Below are 21135 nucleotides of genomic sequence, written 5' to 3' on the forward strand. Positions count from 1 at the left end.
GGCGAAAGCCCTTCCCCACCGGATCAAGAAAAGCGTCTTACCTTCCTTCTCTGACCTGAGAATACCACAGATAACCCGAGATTTTCAACAAAGCGCACTCAGTCAATTATCGGGCAAGTCTCCGGATTGAGCTCACGCACATACCCTGCCTTGAGATAGGGTTGTATCTTGCCCCACTCATCCAACACTTCACACGCGAACTCCGGATGCAAAGGCCAATCAGCGACTGAAACCGGGTATTTATTGGCAGGCGCAAGCATCTTAGTAACCTCGGGCCAATAACGTTCCAACGTCATGAGATAGCGACGGGAGGCACTTACGCTACCAACAGCAATTACCGACTGGATGGCATCATAAATGCCGAGCTCTTTCAAAAGCTCCATAGAGAACACCACATTCTCACCCGTGTTGGTTGCCCGCGTTTCCAGAATAATATGAGACTTGGGAACACCTAGCGCAACCAAAGCCTCACCCATATCGTGAGCCTCACACTGACCGGCCTCCGTACACTCCCCACCACTGACCAGAACCCGTTCAACCAGCCCGTCACGCCACAGCCGCGCAGCCACCTGAACCCGCGCGTCCGCACTTTTGTGCGACCCGAACAGCAAACACAGATCAGCCTTGCGGATCTCGGTCCTGACAAGCAGATACCGATTAATCTCAGCGATCAGTTGAGGTGTAAGTTTTGGGGGCGAATTAGCGGCGCAGGTCATCACCCATTCAGTTTAATACCCATGCGAAGCTAAGTCACGGAAGCAAGGTTTCTTGTAAATATTCAATAATCTCACTACCAAGTGCCCCAGCGTAGCGCACATCATAGTTATTCATAATTTTATAGATGACAGCATATTCCGCAGGAGGCTCTGGACTAGAGATATCTCCTCTAGCGTGCGCCTCTTGATGACGACGCTTTCCTTCTCTTAAAGCCTCAATTGCAGTTTCACTTCCCCTTACCTCTTCCGCAATCTGCAAAAGAGTGTCTCTATCAATCTTAATCTGAACTCGTTTTCCAGACGGCATCTCAATCATAAAATTGGAAGTTAGCAAGAAAGCTCCACTTAAAGGTTGAGTTTCATACACTCTATCTCAACCAGTAAAATGCTGATACCCACAGTTCTTAAGGCTAGCCACCCAACAAAAAGCCCCACTCACCAGAGCGGGGCTTTTGCATAGTATCAGTCGGTTAGACCAGATCAGATTGGCGAATAACCGCTATCATCCGCATCATCATCTTCTTCCGACACCGGCTCATCAGGCAGCTCAAGACCAGTCACGAAGTACTTGGCAAAGCGCTCGCGCACACGAGAACGATGAGCATCCGGAACGCGCACAGCAAGACGAATACCGTCTTCCACGTCATCACGTGAGAGGATCTCGCAGTGCTGATAGAGCCATGCATGCCCCTGTCCGTCGCTGTGCGGCAGAACCATTGTCACCGTGTCCAGCTGCTCGGCCAAACGAGCTTCGATGCGGGCCAGCAAGTCAGGAATGCCATCACCGCTGATCGCAGAAACCGAAATCGGCCCCTCATCAACACTGTTGCTTTCCAGCAGCTTTTCGCGGTGCGCCTCATCCAGCTTGTCGATCTTGTTGTAGACCTCGATGACACGATCACTCTCAGACACTTTAAGACCAAGCATCTCAAGGGTTTCGTTCACGTCCAGAGACTGCGCCTTGGTGTCTTCATGAGCAATATCGCGCACATGCAGCACAATATCAGCCTGAATAACCTCTTCCAGCGTCGCGCGGAACGCAGCCACCAGATTATGCGGCAGCTCAGAAATGAAGCCCACGGTGTCAGACAGGATCACCTCACGGCCATGCGGCAGCTTCAATCGGCGAAGCGTTGGATCCAGCGTCGCGAACAGCAAGTCCTTGGCAAACACCTCCGCATTGGTCATGCGGTTAAACAGCGTGGATTTGCCCGCGTTGGTGTAGCCCACAAAGGCAATAACCGGATGCGGCACTTTCTTACGCTGTTTGCGGTGCAGCTTACGGGTCCGCTGAACCTGTTCCAGCTGCCCCTTCAGCAAGGTGATGCGATCCTGAATGATACGCCGGTCAGCCTCGATCTGCGTTTCACCCGGACCACCAACGAAGCCCAGACCACCGCGCTGACGCTCAAGGTGCGTCCACGAGCGAACCAGGCGGGATTTCTGCCAGGTCAGGTGAGCAAGCTCCACCTGCAGGCGCCCTTCCTTGGTCTGCGCACGTTCACCGAAGATCTCTAAAATGAGACCCGTCCGGTCGATGACCTTGGTGTTCCAGTCTCGTTCCAGATTTCGCTGCTGGATAGGAGTAAGTGGATGATCGACAACAACCAGCTCAATCTCTTCGATTTCAATCTGGCCGCGGATTTCCTCCACTTTACCAGAACCGAACAGACTACCCGGCTTTACATTTGCCAATCTCACCAGACTTGAGGAGACAATCTCCAACTCGATTGCAGCTGCAAGTCCGACAGCTTCTTCCAGTCTGGCTTGAGGGCTACGCTCAGCACCAAAGGGGCGCTCAGGAGCACCTTTACCTCTTGCCAGAGCTCTGCTTGAAATGATCGGTACGATGACGAGTGACCGGGTTCCCCGGGTCACCTCGTCTTCGCCGGCCTCAACATTCGCATCGCGTTGCTTGCGGTTCAGACCGGCCTCTTTCTTAGATTGGGGCTTCATCAGCCTCCTGCTTTTTCGCCTTCTTCTTCAGCTGGTTCAAACAGCTGTATAGGGCTATTTGGCATGATTGTTGAGATAGCGTGCTTGTAAACGAGCTGGGAGTGCCCGTCACGACGCAATAATACGCAGAAATTATCAAACCAAGTAACTACACCTTGCAGTTTTACACCATTGATCAAAAAGATTGTCAGTGGCGTCTTCTGCTTCCTGACATGATTTAAAAATGTATCTTGAAGATTTTGAGCGCGGTCAGCCATAACTATTTTTTTCCTGTTCTCAGTGGACACGGCCGCGGCATCCACCATTTACTGTTCCCATCCTCGAAACGGCCAAGTGACACTCACAAACACAAGAGAGATGCCCCAACACTAAGGTGCGCCGTCCTTCGTAAGTTCCCTTCAGCAAACACCGGAGGCACTTAACCCCCGGCAACCTCCAGTTTAATCAACTCTGACGCTTCATGGAATGATTTTCTTAAGTCTTGAACGATTGGACCTGGTCGCCCATCACCAAGAATTGTTTCGTTTATTTTCACGACAGGCATGACAAGCCCGGAAGCACTTGTTAAAAATGCCTCTTGCGCACTTTTTGCCTCTTCCAGAGAGAAACCGCGTTCTTCTACGGAAAATCCTTTCATTTCCGCCAATTTTAGAACGCCCGCTCTGGTAATTCCTTTTAGAATTCCGTGAGTAGCAGGTCGCGTAACCAAAGTGCCGTTCTTTAGAATTATCCAAGCATTGGTTGAACCGCCTTCAGTTATAAGGCCATTTTTATCCACAAACCATGCTTCGCGAGCCCCGGCCTCCTTAGCCTTTTGTTTAGCAAGAACATTAGGCAAAAGACCAACAGTCTTGATATCAACACGGTCCCAACGATTCTCTTCAACCGTAATAACGCCAACACCCTGCGCCGCAACCTTGTCCATTTTGCCCGCCGGCACGGACTTTGCGGTCATAACCACAGAAGGCAATGTTCCCGCTGGTGGAAAATAGTGATCACGAGGTGCCACACCGCGCGAGACCTGCATGTAGATCAGACCATTTTTGACGCGGTTCAGAGAGATCACTTCTTTCATCACCTGCACCAGAGCAGCACGGGACATGGGTGAAGCAATCTGAAGTTCGCTCAAGGACCGGTCCAGCCGGTCAAGATGCGCAGTCATATCAACGATCTGCCCCCGCCAGACCTCGCAGACCTCATAAACACCGTCAGAGAACTGGTAGCCCCGATCCTCAACGTGCACGGCTGCATGTGAATGCGGCACATATTGTCCATTTACGTAGGCAACACGGCTCATCAGCCTCTCCATTCCCCGAAATATTCAACAAATTACATCTAAGGGCATTTACTGAATACTATCAAGTGCCTACCGCACCATAAAACTGGATATTTCCGGTTTGGATCACTGAGAAAACCTGAGCAACACGAAGACAGATCATCACGACGTCCACCACTCAGGCGTTTATCATCATCTGCACCCACCATCTCAGGTTTCAGCGCTGTGCCGTACGACACACTCAGCGCAAAATAAAAGAAAAGCCTGACACGATCCCGCATCAGGCTCCAAATCATTTCGGCTATGATGGTTCAGACCTCAAGAACCAAAATTATTTCAGTAATTCGTCCTAGAAGAACTCCAGAGATACGCGGAACATCTGCTCCACTTGGCGAACCTTGTCCGCAACAGCGAAGATGACCACGCGGTCATGTGCCTGAATGCGCTCATCACCGCAAGGTGTGATCACTTTTCCATCACGCAAAATACCGCCGATACGGATACCTTCTGCCAACTCAACCTCTCGCAAAGGACGCCCAACAAGCGGCGACGTATCAAGCGCTTCCGCTTCAATCACCTCGGCAGCACCATTCTGCAAGGCATGCACCGCACGGATACGGCCACGACGCACATGCTGAAGGATCTTGGAGATTGTCACCTGACGTGGGTTCACAAAGGCATCAATGCCCAAAGCATGCGCAAAGGCTGGGTAACTGGTGTTGTTCAGCAGCGAAAGGTTACGCTCGCAGCCCATCTTCTTGGCCATCACGCAGGACAGGATGTTCACCTCATCCTCGTTGGTCAGCGCCACCATCATATCGGAGTCTTCAACGTCCGCTTCCTGCAGCATGACCTGATCCAAAGCACTGCCATGCAAAACCACAGTTCTGCGCAGCTCATCAGCAATACGAATAGCCCGATCGCGGGAATGTTCGATAATCTTTACTTTGGTTCTGCTCTGCTTGCCTTCAAGACGGCGCGCAACATAAGCACCAATATTACCGCCACCAGCGATAAGAACACGCTTTGCCTCTGGTTCTTCATGACCAAAGATACTCAGCGTACGGCGCACCTGCCCGCGCTCACAGCACACATAAACCAGATCGCCTTCGCGCATCATGTCGGAGCTGTGCGGAACAAAGACCTTGCCATCACGGGCAATGCCAACCACCACAGCAGACAGATCCGGAAACAGCTCAGTCAGCTGACGCAGTGGCGTATCCAGCACCGGGCAGTCACCACCACAATCAATACCAACGATAATCATGTTGTCGTCGGCAAAGCGCACGGTTTCCATAGCACCCGGCAGCGACAAGCGCCGCAGGATCATCTCACCCACCTCAATTTCAGGCGAAATGATCACGTCAATCGGCATGTTATCGCGGGAAAACAGGTTGCGATAATGAGATTGCAAATAGCTTTGCGCACGAACACGCGAAACCTTGATCGGCACGTTGAACAGCGAGTGTGCCACCTGACACGCGACCATGTTGATCTCGTCATACAAGGTCACGGCGATGATCATGTCAGCCTGGTCAGCACCTGCCTGTGCCAGCACATCCGGATGCGCACCATGGCCAATAAAGCCGCGCACATCCAGCGTGTCTCGAATGGCATGAACCAGCTGCGGGCTGGTATCAATCACAGAAACATCGTTCTGTTCCGCAGCAAGCTTTTCGGCAATGCCGTACCCAACCTGTCCGGCGCCACAAATAACAACCTTCATAATTCCAGTCCTTTGCTCTGCCTCTTAACTGTCACCGATCAGGTGAGACCAAGAGACTTGAGCTTTCGGTGCAATGCTGACCGTTCCATACCAATATATTCGGAGGTACGCGAGATATTACCGCCAAAACGCTTAACCTGTGCTTGCAGATATTCACGTTCAAACTGCTCACGCGCTTCACGAAGCGGCAAGGACATCAGCTCTTCACCACCGGAAGACCCCGGCATGCTTGGCACGGTAGAAGCCACTTCCGCAGGCAGAAGATCAGCTGTAATCACAGCATCCGGATCCGCCCGGGTCAGGATCATCAAACGCTCAACATTGTTGCGCAATTGGCGCAGGTTGCCCGGCCAGTCATGGGTCTGCAACACCGCCATGGCATCTTCACCAATCCGGCGCATTGGCAGGCCAGTGGAGTTGGAAATCTGCTTCATGAAGAAGTGGATCAGCTGAGGAATATCCTCGCGTCGCTCCTCAAGAGCCGGCACCCGCAGCGGCACAACGGCCAGACGGTGATACAGATCCTCACGGAACAGCCCTTCCGCAATGCGGTTTTCCAGATTGTAGGCACTGGAAGACAGAAGGCGCACATCCACCTTCACCTTGTTGTGGCCACCCAGACGGGTAAAGGTCTGGTCCACCAGAACACGCAGGATCTTGTTCTGCGTTTCCAGCGGCATGTCCGCAATCTCATCCAGATAGATCGTGCCACCATGCGCTTCTTCCAAAGCACCAACCTTACGCGGCGTGGTTTCTGTCTCTTCAATACCGAAGAGCTCTTCTTCCATACGCTCTGGCGTAATATTTGCAGCAGAAAGCACAACAAACGGAGACTTGGACCGCGGCGATGCCTCATGGATCGTTCGCGCAACAGTCTCCTTACCTGAACCGGACGGCCCCGTGATCATCACACGGCTGTTGGTCAGGCAAATACGCTCAATGGTCAAACGCAGGTTATTGATGGACGAGGAACTGCCCACCAGATTGGAAACGTCACCAGCACGCTGCTTCAGTTCCTTGATCTCGCGCTTCATGGAAGAAGCTTCCAGAGCACGCTCGGTGATCAGAACCAGCTTATCCGCCTTGAACGGCTTCTCAATGTAATCGTAAGCACCCTTCTTGATCGCAGAAACCGCTGTTTCCACGTTGCCGTGACCCGAAATGATCACGACTGGCAGGTCTGGGTTTTCTTTCTTGATCACTTCAAGAACTTCCAGCCCGTCAAGCTTGCTGCCCATCAGCCAGATATCGAGGATGATCAGAGACGGCCTGCGGTCTGCAATAGCAGCCAGCGCTGCATCGCTATCACCAGCGGTCCTCGTATTGTAGCCGTCATCCTCCAAAATACCGGCGATCAGCTCACGAATATCTGCTTCATCATCAACAATCAGAATGTCACTTGCCACGGCTTATCACCACCATTCTTAAGTTTCATCTTTGGGAGAGGAAGGATCATCGAAACTGCGCAGTGTCAGTCGAACCATGGCGCCATGCCCGCCCTCGGCAACAGATGGCGCATCCAGCAGTTCAATACCGCCCCCATGATCTTCCATAATTTTCCGCACAATCGCGAGCCCCAGTCCCGTCCCCTTTTCGCGGGTGGTCATATAAGGCTCCAAAAGCCGTGTGCGGTGTTCGGTTGGAAGGCCAATCCCGTTGTCGATCACATCAATCGTGTGAACCGGCCCTTCCGAGTAAAGCTTCACCAGAACAGAGCCCTGCTCCGGGTTTTCTTCTTTCGCCAGATAAGCCTCAACAGCCTCCGACGCATTCTTGATCACATTGCCGACAGCCTGTCCCACAAGGCGACTGTCAAACGTCGCCCGAACAGCCTCGCTCGGCACGTCCGTCTCAAAGTGGATCTGCGAGTTGGCAACGGAAACCATGAAGGTGGACTCGCGCACCACAGAACGCAGATCAGCAGATTCCATCTTCGGCTTCGGCATGCGCGCAAACGAGGAGAACTCATCCACCATGCGTCCGATATCACCCACCTGACGAATGATCGTATCCACGCACTGGTCAAACACCTTGCGGTCATCATCTTCAATGCGCTTGCCATATCGGCGGCGAATACGCTCTGCAGAAAGCTGGATCGGTGTCAGCGGATTCTTGATCTCATGCGCAATCCGGCGCGCCACATCAGCCCAGGCTGAGTTACGCTGCGCAGCCACAAGATCCGTAATATCGTCCAGCGTCACCACAAATCCATGCTCAGAGCGCGTTGCTTCCTCGGTCGTCACACGCACATTCACTGTGCGCTCACGCCCTTTGCGCATGATAGCAACCTGAGCCACCTGAGCACTATCCTTGCTTTCCTCAAGCGCCTTGGAAACAACCTCCTGAACCTCAGGGATCGTCTCATAAATTGGCTTTTCAAGAAGCTCTTCTTCTTCCTGACTAAGAAGGCGCTTGGCGGACCGGTTGACCATGGTCACATCGCCTTCATCATCAATCCCGATAACGCCGGAAGACACACCTGCCAGTACAGCCTCACTGAAGCGGCGGCGGCGATCGATCTGATCATTCGCTGCCAAGAGCGCATCACGTTGCCCACGTAGCTGACCAGTCATGTTGTTGAAGGTCCGGCCAAGGTTCTCAAGGTCACCACTGGCTTTTGCAGCTTCAACTTCAACATAGTAGTTGCCTTTGGAGACCTGATCCGCAGCACCAATCAGATTGCGGATCGGCAGCACCAGCTGGTTCGCAAAACCAAAGCCAACCCAGATGGAAGACAGAAGCAAAACAAGCGCCACGCCCACATAAACAAGCGCAAAGGCCAGCTGCACCCCAAAGCGCCGCTGCTCCAGCTCTGCATACTCATTGACCCCGGCTTCCGCCAGTCGCTGATACTCAACCACACGTGGATCAAGCGCGCGGGTCACATACAGATACAGATCCTCATAGGCAGATAGCTTCATCACACCGCCCACAAGGTTGGAAACTCCCGGCGCAATCAGAACCGGCGCCCCGTCTTCTGCCTGGTTCATCGCCACCTGAGGCGGTAGCAGCGGCTCCACCTTCGGGTCGCGCAGCACGCGCATCACAACGGTGCCATCGTTCTTCAGGATATAAGCGCCCAGCAATCCGCGCACCCATGTCTGGGTTTCAAAGAAGCGATCAAAGCGGGTCGGGTCATAAAAGTAGGAGTTACGGTTCAGATCCACATCACTGGCCATGCCAATCAGGGTGGAACGCAAGGAGTTTCCGTGTTCCTGAACATAAGCAGCAGCCACCGACTGCGCATTGGTGATGATATTGCGCGTACGCGTCTCAAACCAGCGATCAAGCCCCTGATCCAGCGTAATCGTTGCCACCACAGCAACAATAAACGCAGGCAGCGCGGCTACCAGCGAGAACATGGTCACAATGCGCACATGAAGCCGGGCCGCAGCACGCCCACGGCGCCGCGCCTGCAACAGCTTCACCAGCTCAAAGATAATCAGCCCGATGAGCAGCAGCACCAGCGCGCCATTGATGCCAAGCGCGATATAGACAACCTTTTCAGAGGGAACGATAGGCGTTACACCCATCAGCACCAGAAAAGAAACCCCGATAGAACACAGCGCCAACAACACCACTGTCAGGCCAAACATCCGGGATTTCCGCCCCTTAGCATCAAGCTTTCGAGTATGTTCTTCTGTTTTTGATCTGAAAATCATGAAACGCGAACCTGCGCACCTGCGATAACTTTATTAATTTTGGAAACAGACTATTAGCACGAATTGTTGCCAAAATGCGACAATGGGTTTTATTAGTCACACTCTTGATGGGGAAAACCAGAGAGTACACACGTCAAAATAAGCATGCTTCCTACAAATCAATAGAAACAGCGCCCTCTCCAAACACAAAATGGCGCCTGCAACAGCGCCATTTTGAAAATCTCACACGAATAAAATCGATTATCTCGAACTGCGGATCACTTGCACGTCCAGATCGCGGATTTTCTTGCGCAGGGTGTTTCGGTTCACGCCCAGAAGTTCTGCAGCCTTGATCTGGTTGCCCCGGGTCGCAGCAAGCACAGCGCTGATCAGCGGATACTCCACCTCACGCAAGATGCGGTGGTAGAGGCCCGGAGGTGGCAGCTCTTCACCAAATCCGCTGAAGTAATCTCCCAGATACCGCTCAACAGAACCACTCAGATCTTGAGCAGAAGGCGCATCAGCCTCACTGGTCGCAGCGCTTGGCTGTGACAGCTCCAGATCGATCAGGCTCGCCGTAATGTCGTCCTGCGGATAAAGCGCAGCCAGACGGCGAACAAGGTTCTCCAGCTCACGCACGTTGCCAGGCCAGCGATAGCGGCGCAGCTTATCAAGGGCGGCCACCTCAATCTGCTTGGCAGGCAGCCCTTCACTCTCCGCCATGGCGAAGAAGTGACGGACAAGATCCGGAATATCCTCAGTACGCTCGCGCAAAGGTGGGAGGCGGATGGGCACCACGTTCAGACGGAAGTACAGATCTTCACGGAAAAGCCCCTGATTAATCAGCTGGCGTAGGTCCTTGTTGGTCGCAGCAATGATGCGCACATCGGTCTGGATCGGCGTGCGCCCACCCACGGACGTATACTCTCCCTGCTGCAATACACGCAGCAAACGGGTCTGCGCCTCCATCGGCATATCGCCGATTTCATCCAGCAGCAGCGTACCGCCATCAGCCTGCTCAAACCGACCGGAAGACCGCGCCTGCGCCCCGGTAAACGAGCCTTTCTCGTGACCGAACAGCTCAGATTCAATCAGATCTTTCGGGATCGCGGCCATGTTGACCGCAACAAACGGACCATTCCGGCGCTTGCCATAATCATGCAGCGCCCGAGCAACCACCTCTTTACCGGTGCCACTCTCGCCGTTGATCATCACGGTCAAATCAGTCTGCATCAAACGCGCAAGCACGCGATAGATTTCCTGCATGGCAGGAGACCGGCCCACGAGCGGAATATTGTCATTCCCCTCACCGCCCATATCAAACTGTCGGCCTTTTGGCTCTGCGAGCGCACGGCCAACAATGCCAGTCAGTTCTTTCAGATCAAACGGCTTGGGCAGATACTCATAAGCGCCCTGCTCAGAAGCCTTGATAGCGGTCATGAACGTGTTTTGCGCACTCATGATGATCACTGGCAGTTCCGGACGCAGCTTGCGGATGCGCGGCAGCACATCAAACGCATTCTCATCCGGCATCACTACATCAGAAATCACCAGATCTCCCTCACCTGAACTCACCCAGCGCCACAGCGTGGTCGCGTTGGAGGTGAGCCGGACAGTGTACCCTGCACGGGAAAGCGCTTGATTGAGAACGGTACGGATCGCAGAATCGTCGTCAGCAACAAGAATGGTTCCACTCGGCATACTCTTAGTCCTCAATTCCAGAATTTACATCAGGCCCGGTAAAGGCAGGCATCAGAATGCGGAAAGTCGTGCCCCGAGTGCCGCTTTCACATTCCACCACACCGCCATGATCGCCCACAATCTTGGCAACCAGCGCCAGCCCAAGGCCGGAGCCATTCGTCTTTGTCGTGATAAACGGGTCAAACAGATGTGGCCGCAGATCTTCCGGCACCCCATAGCCGTTATCGCGCACACAAAACTCAAGCGGCAGGCTCACACGCTCCTGCACGCCGGGCACGGAAAGGCGCACACCGGGGCGGAACGCCGTAGAGACAACAATCTCCGGCTCATTCACACCGCTCAACGCTTCACTTGCATTCTTGATCAGGTTGATAAACACCTGCACCAGCTGATCCCGATTGGCATAAACCGGCGGCAGCGATGGGTCATAATCCTCAACAATGCGCACCTTGGACGCAAAGCCGTTCTCCGCAACCCGTTTCACATGATCCAGCACCACGTGAATGTTCACCGGCTCGCGATCAATCGGACGCTCATCGGAAAACACTTCCATCCGGTCCACCAGCTTCACGATCCGGTCCGTCTCCTCCATGATGAGACGGGTCAGTGAGCGGTCATCCTCACTGGCTGATTGCTCCAGAAGCTGAGCCGCACCGCGAATACCGGAGAGTGGGTTCTTGATCTCATGGGCCAGCATGGCCGCAAGACCGGTCACTGTGCGTGCTGCACCGCGGCTGGTCAGCTGCTTATCCAGCTTCTCCGCCATGGTACGCTCCTGAAACAGCAGCACAACACTGCCCGGAGCATCACTTAAGGGAGAGGCATGAATATCAACCAGCTTCTCCTGCCCGATGCGCGGAGAGCCGATATCCACCTTGTACTCGTTGACCGGGCCACCACGATCACGAACCTGCGCGATCAGCCCCAGCAAAGGACTCCCAAACGGCACAAACCATGAAACCTCACGGCGTTTCATCACCGACAGGCTGGCGTGGAAGAACCCTTCCGCAGCACTGTTTGCGCCAACAATTTTGTCATCTCCGCCCACCACAACAACAGGATGCGGCAGTGAATCCAGAACGGCCTGCCCAGGCACACCATTACTCAGTGTGGTCTTGGCATGTGTTAGAGTGTCTCCTCCCGTCTCCAACATCAGGCAGCGCTCCTCAAAGGTGTTTGAACAAACCAGTCATAAAGGGTTGCGCGCACCTGATCCGCGTCCAGACTGGTCATCAGTCCGCGCATAAACCCTTGCGGCGCATCATCCAGCCGTCCGGCGGCCTCCAGATACCAACCCATGTGTTTACGGAAAGCCCGCACGCCAATCTCAAAGCCATAATGCTCCAGCATGGCGTCGTAGTGCCCCACAACAAGCGCAGCCAATTCTTCCCCATGCGGGTCAGCAAGCCGTTCGCCTGTTTCCAGATAATGCGCAATGCGGCCCGGGACCCACGGGCGCCCATAAGCGCCGCGACCCACCATCACCAGATCAGCGCCGGATTGCGCCAACATCTCATCTGCATCATCAAAGGAGCAGCAATCCCCGTTGGCAACCAGCGGCACATCGGGAATGACATCCCGCACCTGCCGGATTGCCCGCCAATCCGCTTTGCCCTTGTAAAACTGAGAACGCGTACGGCCATGCACGGTGATCATCGTCACCCCAGCATCCACCGCGCGCTTGGCAAGTTCCGGCGCATTGATGGAAGTCTCATCCCAGCCAAGCCGCATTTTCAGCGTCACTGGAACAGACACCGCCTCAAGCGTTGCCTCAACCAGCGTCATAGCGTGGTCCAGATCTTTCATGAGAGCAGAACCGGAGTAGCCGGAGGTTACCTTTTTCGCAGGGCAGCCCATGTTGATGTCGATGACATCTGCACCAGCTTTTTCAGCCATACGCGCGCCTTCGCCCATCCAGTGTGGGTCTTTGCCCGCCAGCTGAACGATGTGAGGATCAATCCCCTCACCCTCAGCACGCATCAACGATTCTGGATGGCCGGTACACAGTGCTTCACTGGCAACCATTTCACTCACCACCAGCCCGACACCATAGCTCAAGGCAATACGGCGGAACGGCAAATCCGATACTCCGGACATTGGCGCAAGAATAACTTTGTTTTTGAGAGGGATATTACCTATCGTCAGCATTACGCATATTTCTTGAAAGAGCCTAGTTGCACATCAAGTGAGCAGCATATGAAGTTGCACATATTCTAACCAAACTAAAAATTTAGGCAAGGGAATATTAAAGAGAAGCTATTGAAGTGTTGAGCTTCGGCACCAAATCCTCCAAAACCCTCACCAACACAGTTCCATAGAGCTGCTCTCCGCCACACAGGCTATATGCAGCAGCTCCTACTCAATCAGGTGATCCAGTTTTGCAGTCCACTGAAAAAATTGCATGCATCATAGTTGCAGCAGGGCGCGGTTCACGCATGTCCACGCAAAATGACAGCAGTCCAAAGCAGTATCGCGACCTTGGCGGAAAGACTGTTCTGCAAAGAACACTGGAAGCAATTTTGACCTCCTCACAGGTCGATCTGGTCCTGCCCGTCATTCACGCAGAAGACGGTGACGCCTACCAGAATGCAGCCAGCATGATCACCGATCCACGCCTGATCGCACCAGTCACCGGCGGCGCAACCCGCCAAGCCTCCGTCGCATGTGGCCTGAAAGCACTGGAAGAACAGGCCCCGCGCTACGTTCTCATCCATGATGCAGCCCGTCCGTTCATCACCCCAGCCGTGATCAAAGACGCCATCTCTGCCCTGCAAAACGGCGCAGAAGCAGCCCTTCCCGCAGTACCTGTCGCCGACACGTTGAAACGCGCGGACGCAAACCAGCATGTACAGGAAACCGTGGATCGCACCCATCTGTGGGCCGCGCAGACACCACAAGCCTTTCCTTATTCCCTCATCTGGGAAGCCCATCAGGAAGCCATCAGGCAGGAAATCGACAGCTTCACGGATGATACGGCCTTGATCGAATGGCAAGGCAAGTCTGTCACCATCACCGCTGGCGACCCGCAAAACATCAAACTCACAACCCTAAAAGACATGACAAACGCACAGGAACAGATCGCCATGAAAAACCTCGCAGACCTTGGCGACATTCGCGTTGGCACCGGCTACGACGTGCACGCATTTGAAGACGGCGACGCAGTTATCCTCGGCGGCATTTCCATTCCGCACACGCAGAAACTCAAAGGCCACTCTGATGCTGACGTCGGCCTGCACGCCATCACAGACGCCATCTTCGGCGCGCTGGCAGATGGCGACATTGGCTCCCACTTTCCACCCTCTGACATGCAGTGGAAAGGCGCAGCGTCTGACCAGTTCCTGAAATACGCAGTTGACCGGGTTCACAAGCGCGGTGGCATGATCGCACACTTGGATTTAACGCTGATCTGTGAAGCTCCGAAAATCGGCCCACATCGGGAAGAAATGCGCAAACAGATCGCGCAGATCTGCGACCTGCCCATTGGCCGTGTAGCGGTCAAAGCCACCACCTCTGAAAAGCTGGGCTTTACCGGTCGCAAAGAAGGTATTGCCGCGCAAGCCTGCGCAACCATCCGGCTTCCGTTCGAAGACTGAACATCGCCGAGACTGTAAAGGGAGACAGAACCATGACCGATATCCTGAGCCTTAAGGAAAGAGCCCGCGTTCTTGTCTCCAGGTACGCAGAAAAAGAAATCAAGATCGCCACAGCAGAAAGCTGCACCGGCGGTCTGCTCGCGGGCCTGCTGACAGAAGTGCCAGGCTCCTCTGCTGTGCTCGACCGCGGCTTCGTCACCTACTCCAACGAGGCCAAGCACGAGATGATCGGCGTGCCGGTTGACTTACTCATGAGCTACGGCGCAGTCAGCAGCGAAGTGGCCAAAGCCATGGCCAGCGGCGCCCATTTCTGCTCCAACGCCAACGTCGCCGTCTCCATCACAGGCATCGCCGGACCTGACGGCGGCACCAAAGACAAACCCGTCGGATTGGTCCATTTTGGCCTTGCAGCTGACGAAGAGGAAACCCAGCATGTTCAATGCCTCTTCGAGAACACAGGACGCGACGGAATACGCTTTCAGGCGCTCGAACAAGCATTAAAACTTTTAGAAAATTTTATTGAAAGTAATTAATCGAAATTTACCTTCTCGCTAAAAGGGTACCAACTAAGGAATACACCTTAAGACATTCTAAGAAAACTTAGATAAAATCTGTTTTAAATTTAGAACGGAATGTCACGGAATACCCATGAGATATATAGCTAGTTTGTTTTTGGGTCTAAGCTTGAGCACTTCTGCGTTCGCAGCTTCAGATGTATTCCTTATTTCAAGAGGCCTTGATGACGAGTTCATCGGGTCTCATGAAGTCCAGAAGGTGCCGCGCGCCGGTTATAAAGAACTGCGCATCTGCGGCCAGTCCTACTGGGTGCGCCCCTACTCTGTTGCCTGGACCAAATGGGAAGAGCAACTCGGCCATAAGATCCGTCTTGAGGTCAATCAGGGCTACGGCTGGGTAGTGCTGTGCACCAAACCAACGAATGCACTCAACCTCAAAGACGTTGGCATTTACGCTTCTCTTGAAAAGACCATGGAGCTGGGAGATCCGGATAAGGAGCTCACCAACCGCTTCCAGGCCATCCGCCGCACCTTCGTCATGCGTAACGGCCTGACAGCAGAACAGGCAGAAGCCGAAATCACCAGCAACTATGAGCCTAAAGGCTCCCGTTTGAGCCAATTCCTGAACAATCGCGACAAGAATTAAGCGGTATTTCAGGGAAATTTCGCTGTCCCAAGACGCTGAGTGGGCTTAAATCATTACCAAAAGCCCGCTCCGGAGACATTCAGAGCCCGCTTTTCATACATGAAAGTTTTGCATCAAGGGCGAGCTCAAATGCACACATGGCGACCTGCACAGACCATCAAAGTGAAGTCCCTTGGACTCCACTGGCGCGGCAACAGCCTTCTGGCCGCAGAAATTTATGATGATGCAGGCACCCTCAAAGGCGTTCGCCCGCTTGGAGGTACCCTCGAGTTTGGCGAGGACTGGCAATCAGCTCTGATCCGCGAGTTTCAGGAAGAGCTGAAAATAGACGTCACCATAACAGGTGCCCCTCTGGTCATGGAAAACATCTATGAACACGAAGGGCAAACCGGCCATGAAGTCCTCTTCATCGCCACAGTGACCTTCCCGAAAGACGCTTTTGCATCTGAAGAGAAGATCATCTTTAAGGAAGACAATGGCGCGGAAATCACCGCCCGCTGGTTCGATATCGATGCACTAAATGAGCGCGGCATCGAACTGTTTCCAACCGGATTAAAGGAGCAACTAAAGTCCCGACCCAAGCCGAAGATCAGCTGAACAGTCAAATCTTCAGATTATGGAATATTATTTGATTATCACAATGATCATAAAACGATGATCATCAAGCTAAGCTCACTCAGGTGCCGTAGATTTTGTCCGCACGGTCTTCAAAGGCCGCGGAGAATTTACGGAATGCACGGTCAAACATAGCGCCCATCATGGAGCCCAGTGTCCGGCTTTTGAACTCGTAATTGATATAGAAGCTCACATCACATTCCTTTTCGGAAACCTGATCGAAGCTCCAGACATTTTCCAGATGGCGAAACGGGCCATCCAGATACTCAACCGTAATTTTGCTCGCCTCGCGATCAAGCGTCACGCGGCTGGCAAATGTTTCTTTGAAGACTTTGTAGGCCACGGTCATATCCGCCACCATCATTTCACGGTGGTCATCAATCTTCCGGCGGCCACGCACACGCAAGCCCTGACACAGCGGCACAAACTGGGGGTACTGCTCCACATCTGCAACCAGGTCAAACATATCATCAGCACTGTGCTGAACTCGATGTGTGCTTTCGAAAGAAGGCATATGCTCGCGTTCTTTTTCTTCTAGTTTTTCAAAAATTCTTCAGGATGCTCTAAGCGACCTTTTTCGATTTGCCAAGAAAAATCTTAGTGTTCTCATTCTTCAACTGGCAACAGTGAGCCAAAAGCATCAGAAATTTTCACCTCGCAAATATACCGCGACGATCTAACGCAACCGTTTCAATCTCAAAACTCTGGTCAGTACTCAAAACTCAATTCTACACTATGCGCTAATACTTAGCTCTTTTTGAAAGCAAACCCAATGCTTAGTCCTTTTAAAATATCCCGCCTCGCCAAAGAAGGCGGAGAACAAGATTACTTAAGAACCACCAACGCGCTCGCTGATACCCCTGTGCAAGTGATCAGCCGTGAAGAAACCGCCAAATTCCAGCAGCTAACCGTCGTCGAAGATGGCATTGAGCGCATCAGATACATTCCCCACCAACCCAAACATAAAACCCCACTCATCTTCGTTCACGGCATGTGGCACGGCGCCTGGTGCTGGAAGAACTATCAGGAAAAACTCGCCGAAACCGGCTGGGAAAGCGTCGCCATCAGCCTGCCCGGCCACGGCCACTCACCGCAGCAGCGCCCTATAGCCGAAGCCACTCTAGGCTACTACCTGCGCTTCATCGCCGATGAGGTTCAGCGCCACGAACAACCACCCGTCCTTGTCGGCCACAGCATGGGCGGCGCGTTGGTGCAATGGTATCTGAAATACGTGGGCGGGCTGAAAGCCGCCGTCTTTGTCGCGTCCTGGACCGCCATCGATGTGCTGCAAGACTGCCTGAAAAACGCGATGACCATCGACCTGCTTGGAACAGCTTTGTCGCCCTTCCTCGGCTACAAGTTCCAGTTCCGCTCCCCCAAAGTCGCCGCCAAATGGTTTCTGGCAGAGCAGACCAACCCGGTCGCGCAATACATTCAAAGCCAGCTCGGGCCGGAATCCGAAGTGGTGCTCATGCAGCACCGCCCACCCCAATGGTTCCCGCCTCTGGATGATGAAACACCAAAACTGTGGTTGACCGCCAGCGAGGATGCCATCGTCCCCTTCAACCGCTCCCTGCACTCCGCGGCTCTGTATGAGGCCACCCACAAGATCGTGCCACATGCCGGTCACGACATCATGCTGGAAGACAACTGGGAAGAAAGCCTCTCCTACATCACCACCTGGCTGCAAAACATGAGCACCACCAAAGCGCTGGCAACCGGTTGATCAGAGACCTAAAACAAGGAGCGCCCCATCAAACAATGCGGCGCTCTTCAAATCCTTAAGCTCACATCTGCAGACGAACAATGCATCTGGCAGCCTCTGCGGCCTCTTCAGCATAGCTGGGGTCCAGATGGATCAGCATGGTTGAGAAGGCGCCCTCCATCAGCAAAACCACACGGCGCGCCAACATCTCTGGCGCTTTTAAACCAGCCTGCCGATAGCAATCCGCCAACCATGCCTCAAACTTCTTCTTGTGCTTTGCTCCCACCACCACGGCCGGATGTCCCGGCATGTTGGCAAGCTCAGCAGCCGTGCGGATGAACCCGCACCCCTTCCATTTCGGATGACGCGCATTTTCTGAAAGCCTCAGGAAGATCGCAGCGGTCTTGTCCGCCACATCCCCTTCAGCCTCCTCAAACCACGTCGCAAACGCCGTCAGGTTCGGCTGATCCCGTGAGACGAGATACTCAGCCACCAGATCATCCTTGCTCTTGAAATGGTAGTAGAGCGTTTTCTTCGTGATGCCGGCTTTCTCAGCAATCGCATCCACGCTGACAGCGCGAATACCCTCGCTATAAAACAGCCTGTTGGCGGCATCCAATATGCGATCTCGGGTCGAACTAGGAGGTGTCTGAGCCATGTATACTAACCAGTGAGTTTACTGAAGCATGCGCTGTTCCTACCCTTGTGTCAATCCAGATCACCACGAGGAACACACCATGAAAAAGCTCGTTCTGTTTGAAGTCAGAGACCGGATTGCTCTGCTCACCCTGAACCGCCCACAAAAGCTCAATGCCCTGAACTACCAGACCAATGATCGCCTCCTGTCGCTGCTGGACCGTATTGAGGATGACACTGCCATCCACGCCGTAATCATCACCGGCGCAGGAGATCGTGCTTTTTCCGCAGGTGGCGACATTCACGAGTTTTCGCAGAGCATAGAAGCTGGAACCGACATCGCATTAAAAGAGTTCGTAAGGCGCGGTCAAACCATGACCAGCCGTATCGAAAACTTCACCAAACCAATCATCATCGCCGTCAACGGCATCGCCTTTGGCGGCGGCTGCGAAATCACGGAAGCCGCTCATCTGGCCATTGCATCAGACCGTGCAGTCTTCGCAAAGCCAGAAATTAACATCGGCATCCCGCCCACCTTCGGCGGCACCCAGCGCCTGCCCCGCCTCGCAGGACGCAAACGCGCACTGGAACTGCTGTTAACCGGAGATCCTTTCGGCCCTGACCGTGCCTATGAGCTCGGCCTCATCAACAAAATCGTCCCACATGACGACCTTCTCCCCGAAGCCTTCGCCCTTGCCGAACGTATCCTGTGTCACTCCCCGCTTGCTGCCGCCCGCATCCTCACCGCCGTCACCCGCGGCCTCAACACCACCCTCTCCGAGGGCCTGCAGATAGAAGCTACCCAATTCGCCCGCATGGCCCCCACCAACGACACCAAAGAAGCCCTCTCCGCCTGGATCACCCGCCGAACCCCAATCTACGAAGGCACTTAAGCACAACAAAAAAGAGCGCCCCACCTTCCAGCGGGACGCTCTTTTAAATCTCACAGTATCAAACCAGACTTAGTTACCCTGCTTCGCCTTACGGGCGGCCTTCAGCTCTGCGAAGTCTTCGCCGGCGTGGTGGGAAGAGCGGGTCAGAGGGTTTGCGGAAACCTTCAGGAAGCCTTTGGCGTACGCGATCTTCTCGTAGGCCTTGAAGTCTTCCGGTGTTGGGAAGTTCATCACCGGATGGTGCTTCTTGGTTGGCTGCAGGTACTGGCCAACAGTCAGGAAGTCCACATCAGCCACACGCAGGTCATCCATCAACTGGAGCACTTCGTTGCGCTCCTCACCCAGACCAACCATGATGCCGGACTTGGTGAACATCTCAGGATCAATCTCCTTCACGCGCTGTAGAAGGCGGATGGAGTGGAAGTAACGGGCACCCGGACGAACCTTCAGGTAGTTGGAAGGCACGGTTTCGAGGTTGTGGTTGAACACATCAGGCTTGGCCGCAACAACAATCTCAAGCGCACCATCCTTACGCAGGAAGTCAGGTGTCAGCACTTCAATGGTTGTTTTTGGAGAAGCCTTGCGGATCGCCGCAATCACATTGGCAAAGTGGGTTGCACCACCATCATCCAGATCATCACGGTCCACGGAGGTGATCACCACGTGCTCAAGGCCCATGGAAGACACAGCCTTACCGATGCTTTCCGGCTCACTCTGGTCAACAGCACCCGGCATACCAGTCCGCACGTTACAGAACGCACAGGCCCGGGTACAGGTGTCGCCCAGGATCATGAAGCTTGCATGCTTCTTGGACCAGCACTCACCGATGTTCGGGCAGCCTGCTTCCTCACAAACGGTCACAAGGTTGTTCTTGCGAACCAGTTCGTGGGTTTCTTTGTAGACAGGAGAAGTCGGAGCCTTAACACGGATCCATTTTGGCTTGCGCTGTACAGGATTGTCCGGGCGATGCGCTTTTTCCGGATGGCGCGGACGCTCTTTTTCCTGCACTGCAGACGCCGTTTGGCTTTTATGATTAGGATCGAGTGTATTTACCAGTGTAACCATATCAGTTCCGTCAGGTCCGAGACTTTGCTGCACACTTGCCTTAAGGGTCAGTGTCCCTGTCTCTTATAAATTTAGTGGTCCATAACAGGAAATGAAGCATCTCTCAATGCTACACACTGGTATTCAGTCAGTTCTGCGCCTCAGGACCACGCCTATTCAAAGCCAATAGCATCCCCGCCAATCAGTGCTGCAATGAAGGCAAACGCGATTGCGCCAACCAGTGCAACAACGGCTTGATCGAGATACTCATTCCCCAGGGAAACTTCCACGTCCGCAAACTCGAACAGGTAAACCCCTGAAATACCACCGAGAAATCCGGCAATAATGATAATGGCGAATTCACCGCCAACAGTGAACATCACCAGCAAGGTCGCAATCACGGCACAAACTGCTGACGTTACCAGCCAGATGATAGAGTTCATAAAGTCCACGGGTCTTCTCCTTTTTTAAA

21 protein-coding genes are annotated in these 21135 nt (G+C 53.7%); 6 read left to right on the forward strand and 15 right to left on the reverse strand.

The annotated features are described in order from the left end of the window. Window positions 1-98: 98 nt before the first annotated feature. From AC3CB2_RS06295 to dusB, 11 genes are all read right to left on the reverse strand, one after another. Window positions 99-716 (reverse strand): YdcF family protein, encoded by a 618-nt coding sequence (locus AC3CB2_RS06295; protein WP_352929980.1) that lies wholly within the window; start codon window positions 714-716, stop codon window positions 99-101. 34 nt (window positions 717-750) lie between these two features. Next, complete coding sequence (locus tag AC3CB2_RS06300; protein WP_352929977.1) at window positions 751-1083, reverse strand: hypothetical protein; 333 nt, start codon at window positions 1081-1083, stop codon at window positions 751-753. A gap of 113 nt (window positions 1084-1196) precedes the next feature. Then, entirely contained in the window at window positions 1197-2672 is a 1476-nt protein-coding gene (gene hflX, locus AC3CB2_RS06305; protein ID WP_083416386.1) for a GTPase HflX, read from the reverse strand. Beyond that, window positions 2672-2929 carry an RNA chaperone Hfq gene (gene hfq / locus AC3CB2_RS06310; protein WP_008546823.1) on the reverse strand — a complete coding sequence of 86 codons (258 nt, stop codon included), beginning with the start codon at window positions 2927-2929 and terminating at the stop codon, window positions 2672-2674. Before hfq ends, hflX begins: the two co-directional genes overlap by 1 nt. Window positions 2930-3090: 161 nt before the next feature. Further along, entirely contained in the window at window positions 3091-3969 is an 879-nt protein-coding gene (locus tag AC3CB2_RS06315) for a D-amino-acid transaminase (protein ID WP_008547130.1), read from the reverse strand. A gap of 328 nt (window positions 3970-4297) precedes the next feature. Further along, window positions 4298-5674, reverse strand: coding sequence for a Trk system potassium transporter TrkA (gene trkA / locus AC3CB2_RS06320; RefSeq protein WP_008546938.1), 1377 nt, complete (start codon window positions 5672-5674; stop codon window positions 4298-4300). Between the two features lie 38 nt (window positions 5675-5712). Continuing rightward, the gene (gene ntrX, locus AC3CB2_RS06325; protein WP_008546581.1) at window positions 5713-7080 is read right to left on the reverse strand and encodes a nitrogen assimilation response regulator NtrX; all 1368 of its coding nucleotides are present in this window, start codon (window positions 7078-7080) and stop codon (window positions 5713-5715) included. 18 nt (window positions 7081-7098) lie between these two features. Next, a complete protein-coding gene (locus tag AC3CB2_RS06330) occupies window positions 7099-9270 on the reverse strand; it encodes a sensor histidine kinase NtrY-like (RefSeq protein ID WP_352929971.1) in 2172 nt (723 codons plus the stop codon). 306 nt (window positions 9271-9576) lie between these two features. After that, the gene (gene ntrC / locus AC3CB2_RS06335) at window positions 9577-11016 is read right to left on the reverse strand and encodes a nitrogen regulation protein NR(I) (protein WP_054785180.1); all 1440 of its coding nucleotides are present in this window, start codon (window positions 11014-11016) and stop codon (window positions 9577-9579) included. Between the two features lie 4 nt (window positions 11017-11020). Continuing rightward, window positions 11021-12169: a two-component system sensor histidine kinase NtrB gene (locus AC3CB2_RS06340; protein WP_352929968.1), complete on the reverse strand. Its 1149-nt coding sequence runs from the start codon at window positions 12167-12169 to the stop codon at window positions 11021-11023. Beyond that, a complete protein-coding gene (dusB, locus tag AC3CB2_RS06345; protein ID WP_352929966.1) occupies window positions 12169-13164 on the reverse strand; it encodes a tRNA dihydrouridine synthase DusB in 996 nt (331 codons plus the stop codon). Before dusB ends, AC3CB2_RS06340 begins: the two co-directional genes overlap by 1 nt. Window positions 13165-13394: 230 nt before the next feature. On the opposite strand from dusB, the gene AC3CB2_RS06350 reads away from it, so the two are divergent. The 4 genes from AC3CB2_RS06350 (at window position 13395) to AC3CB2_RS06365 (ending at window position 16367) form a co-directional block, all read left to right on the forward strand. Continuing rightward, window positions 13395-14609: a bifunctional 2-C-methyl-D-erythritol 4-phosphate cytidylyltransferase/2-C-methyl-D-erythritol 2,4-cyclodiphosphate synthase gene (locus tag AC3CB2_RS06350; protein ID WP_352929964.1), complete on the forward strand. Its 1215-nt coding sequence runs from the start codon at window positions 13395-13397 to the stop codon at window positions 14607-14609. Between the two features lie 32 nt (window positions 14610-14641). Then, window positions 14642-15142, forward strand: coding sequence for a CinA family protein (locus AC3CB2_RS06355; RefSeq protein WP_054785182.1), 501 nt, complete (start codon window positions 14642-14644; stop codon window positions 15140-15142). A gap of 151 nt (window positions 15143-15293) precedes the next feature. Then, a complete protein-coding gene (locus AC3CB2_RS06360; protein WP_075698599.1) occupies window positions 15294-15770 on the forward strand; it encodes a hypothetical protein in 477 nt (158 codons plus the stop codon). A gap of 129 nt (window positions 15771-15899) precedes the next feature. Beyond that, entirely contained in the window at window positions 15900-16367 is a 468-nt protein-coding gene (locus AC3CB2_RS06365) for an NUDIX hydrolase (protein WP_352929961.1), read from the forward strand. Between the two features lie 79 nt (window positions 16368-16446). Here the strand turns inward: AC3CB2_RS06365 and AC3CB2_RS06370 are convergent, their stop codons facing one another. Next, window positions 16447-16899 carry a type II toxin-antitoxin system RatA family toxin gene (locus AC3CB2_RS06370; protein WP_075698601.1) on the reverse strand — a complete coding sequence of 151 codons (453 nt, stop codon included), beginning with the start codon at window positions 16897-16899 and terminating at the stop codon, window positions 16447-16449. Between the two features lie 258 nt (window positions 16900-17157). Here AC3CB2_RS06370 and AC3CB2_RS06375 point away from each other — a divergent pair, with 258 nt between their 5' ends. Beyond that, window positions 17158-18111, forward strand: coding sequence for an alpha/beta hydrolase (locus AC3CB2_RS06375; RefSeq protein ID WP_352929958.1), 954 nt, complete (start codon window positions 17158-17160; stop codon window positions 18109-18111). A gap of 61 nt (window positions 18112-18172) precedes the next feature. Here AC3CB2_RS06375 and AC3CB2_RS06380 read toward each other — a convergent pair whose 3' ends face one another. Beyond that, the gene (locus AC3CB2_RS06380; protein ID WP_352929955.1) at window positions 18173-18748 is read right to left on the reverse strand and encodes a TetR/AcrR family transcriptional regulator; all 576 of its coding nucleotides are present in this window, start codon (window positions 18746-18748) and stop codon (window positions 18173-18175) included. 79 nt (window positions 18749-18827) lie between these two features. Between AC3CB2_RS06380 and AC3CB2_RS06385 the strand changes: the two genes are divergently transcribed. Beyond that, entirely contained in the window at window positions 18828-19619 is a 792-nt protein-coding gene (locus AC3CB2_RS06385; RefSeq protein WP_352929952.1) for a crotonase/enoyl-CoA hydratase family protein, read from the forward strand. A 69-nt stretch (window positions 19620-19688) separates the two neighbouring features. On the opposite strand, the gene lipA is transcribed toward AC3CB2_RS06385, so the two are convergent. Both lipA and AC3CB2_RS06395 read right to left on the reverse strand, forming a co-directional pair. Continuing rightward, window positions 19689-20684, reverse strand: coding sequence for a lipoyl synthase (lipA, locus tag AC3CB2_RS06390; RefSeq protein ID WP_008546199.1), 996 nt, complete (start codon window positions 20682-20684; stop codon window positions 19689-19691). Window positions 20685-20836: 152 nt separating this feature from the next. Further along, entirely contained in the window at window positions 20837-21106 is a 270-nt protein-coding gene (locus AC3CB2_RS06395) for a hypothetical protein (RefSeq protein ID WP_235861670.1), read from the reverse strand. Between the last annotated feature and the right edge of the window lie 29 nt (window positions 21107-21135).

Source organism: Pseudovibrio sp. SCP20 (assembly GCF_057774105.1).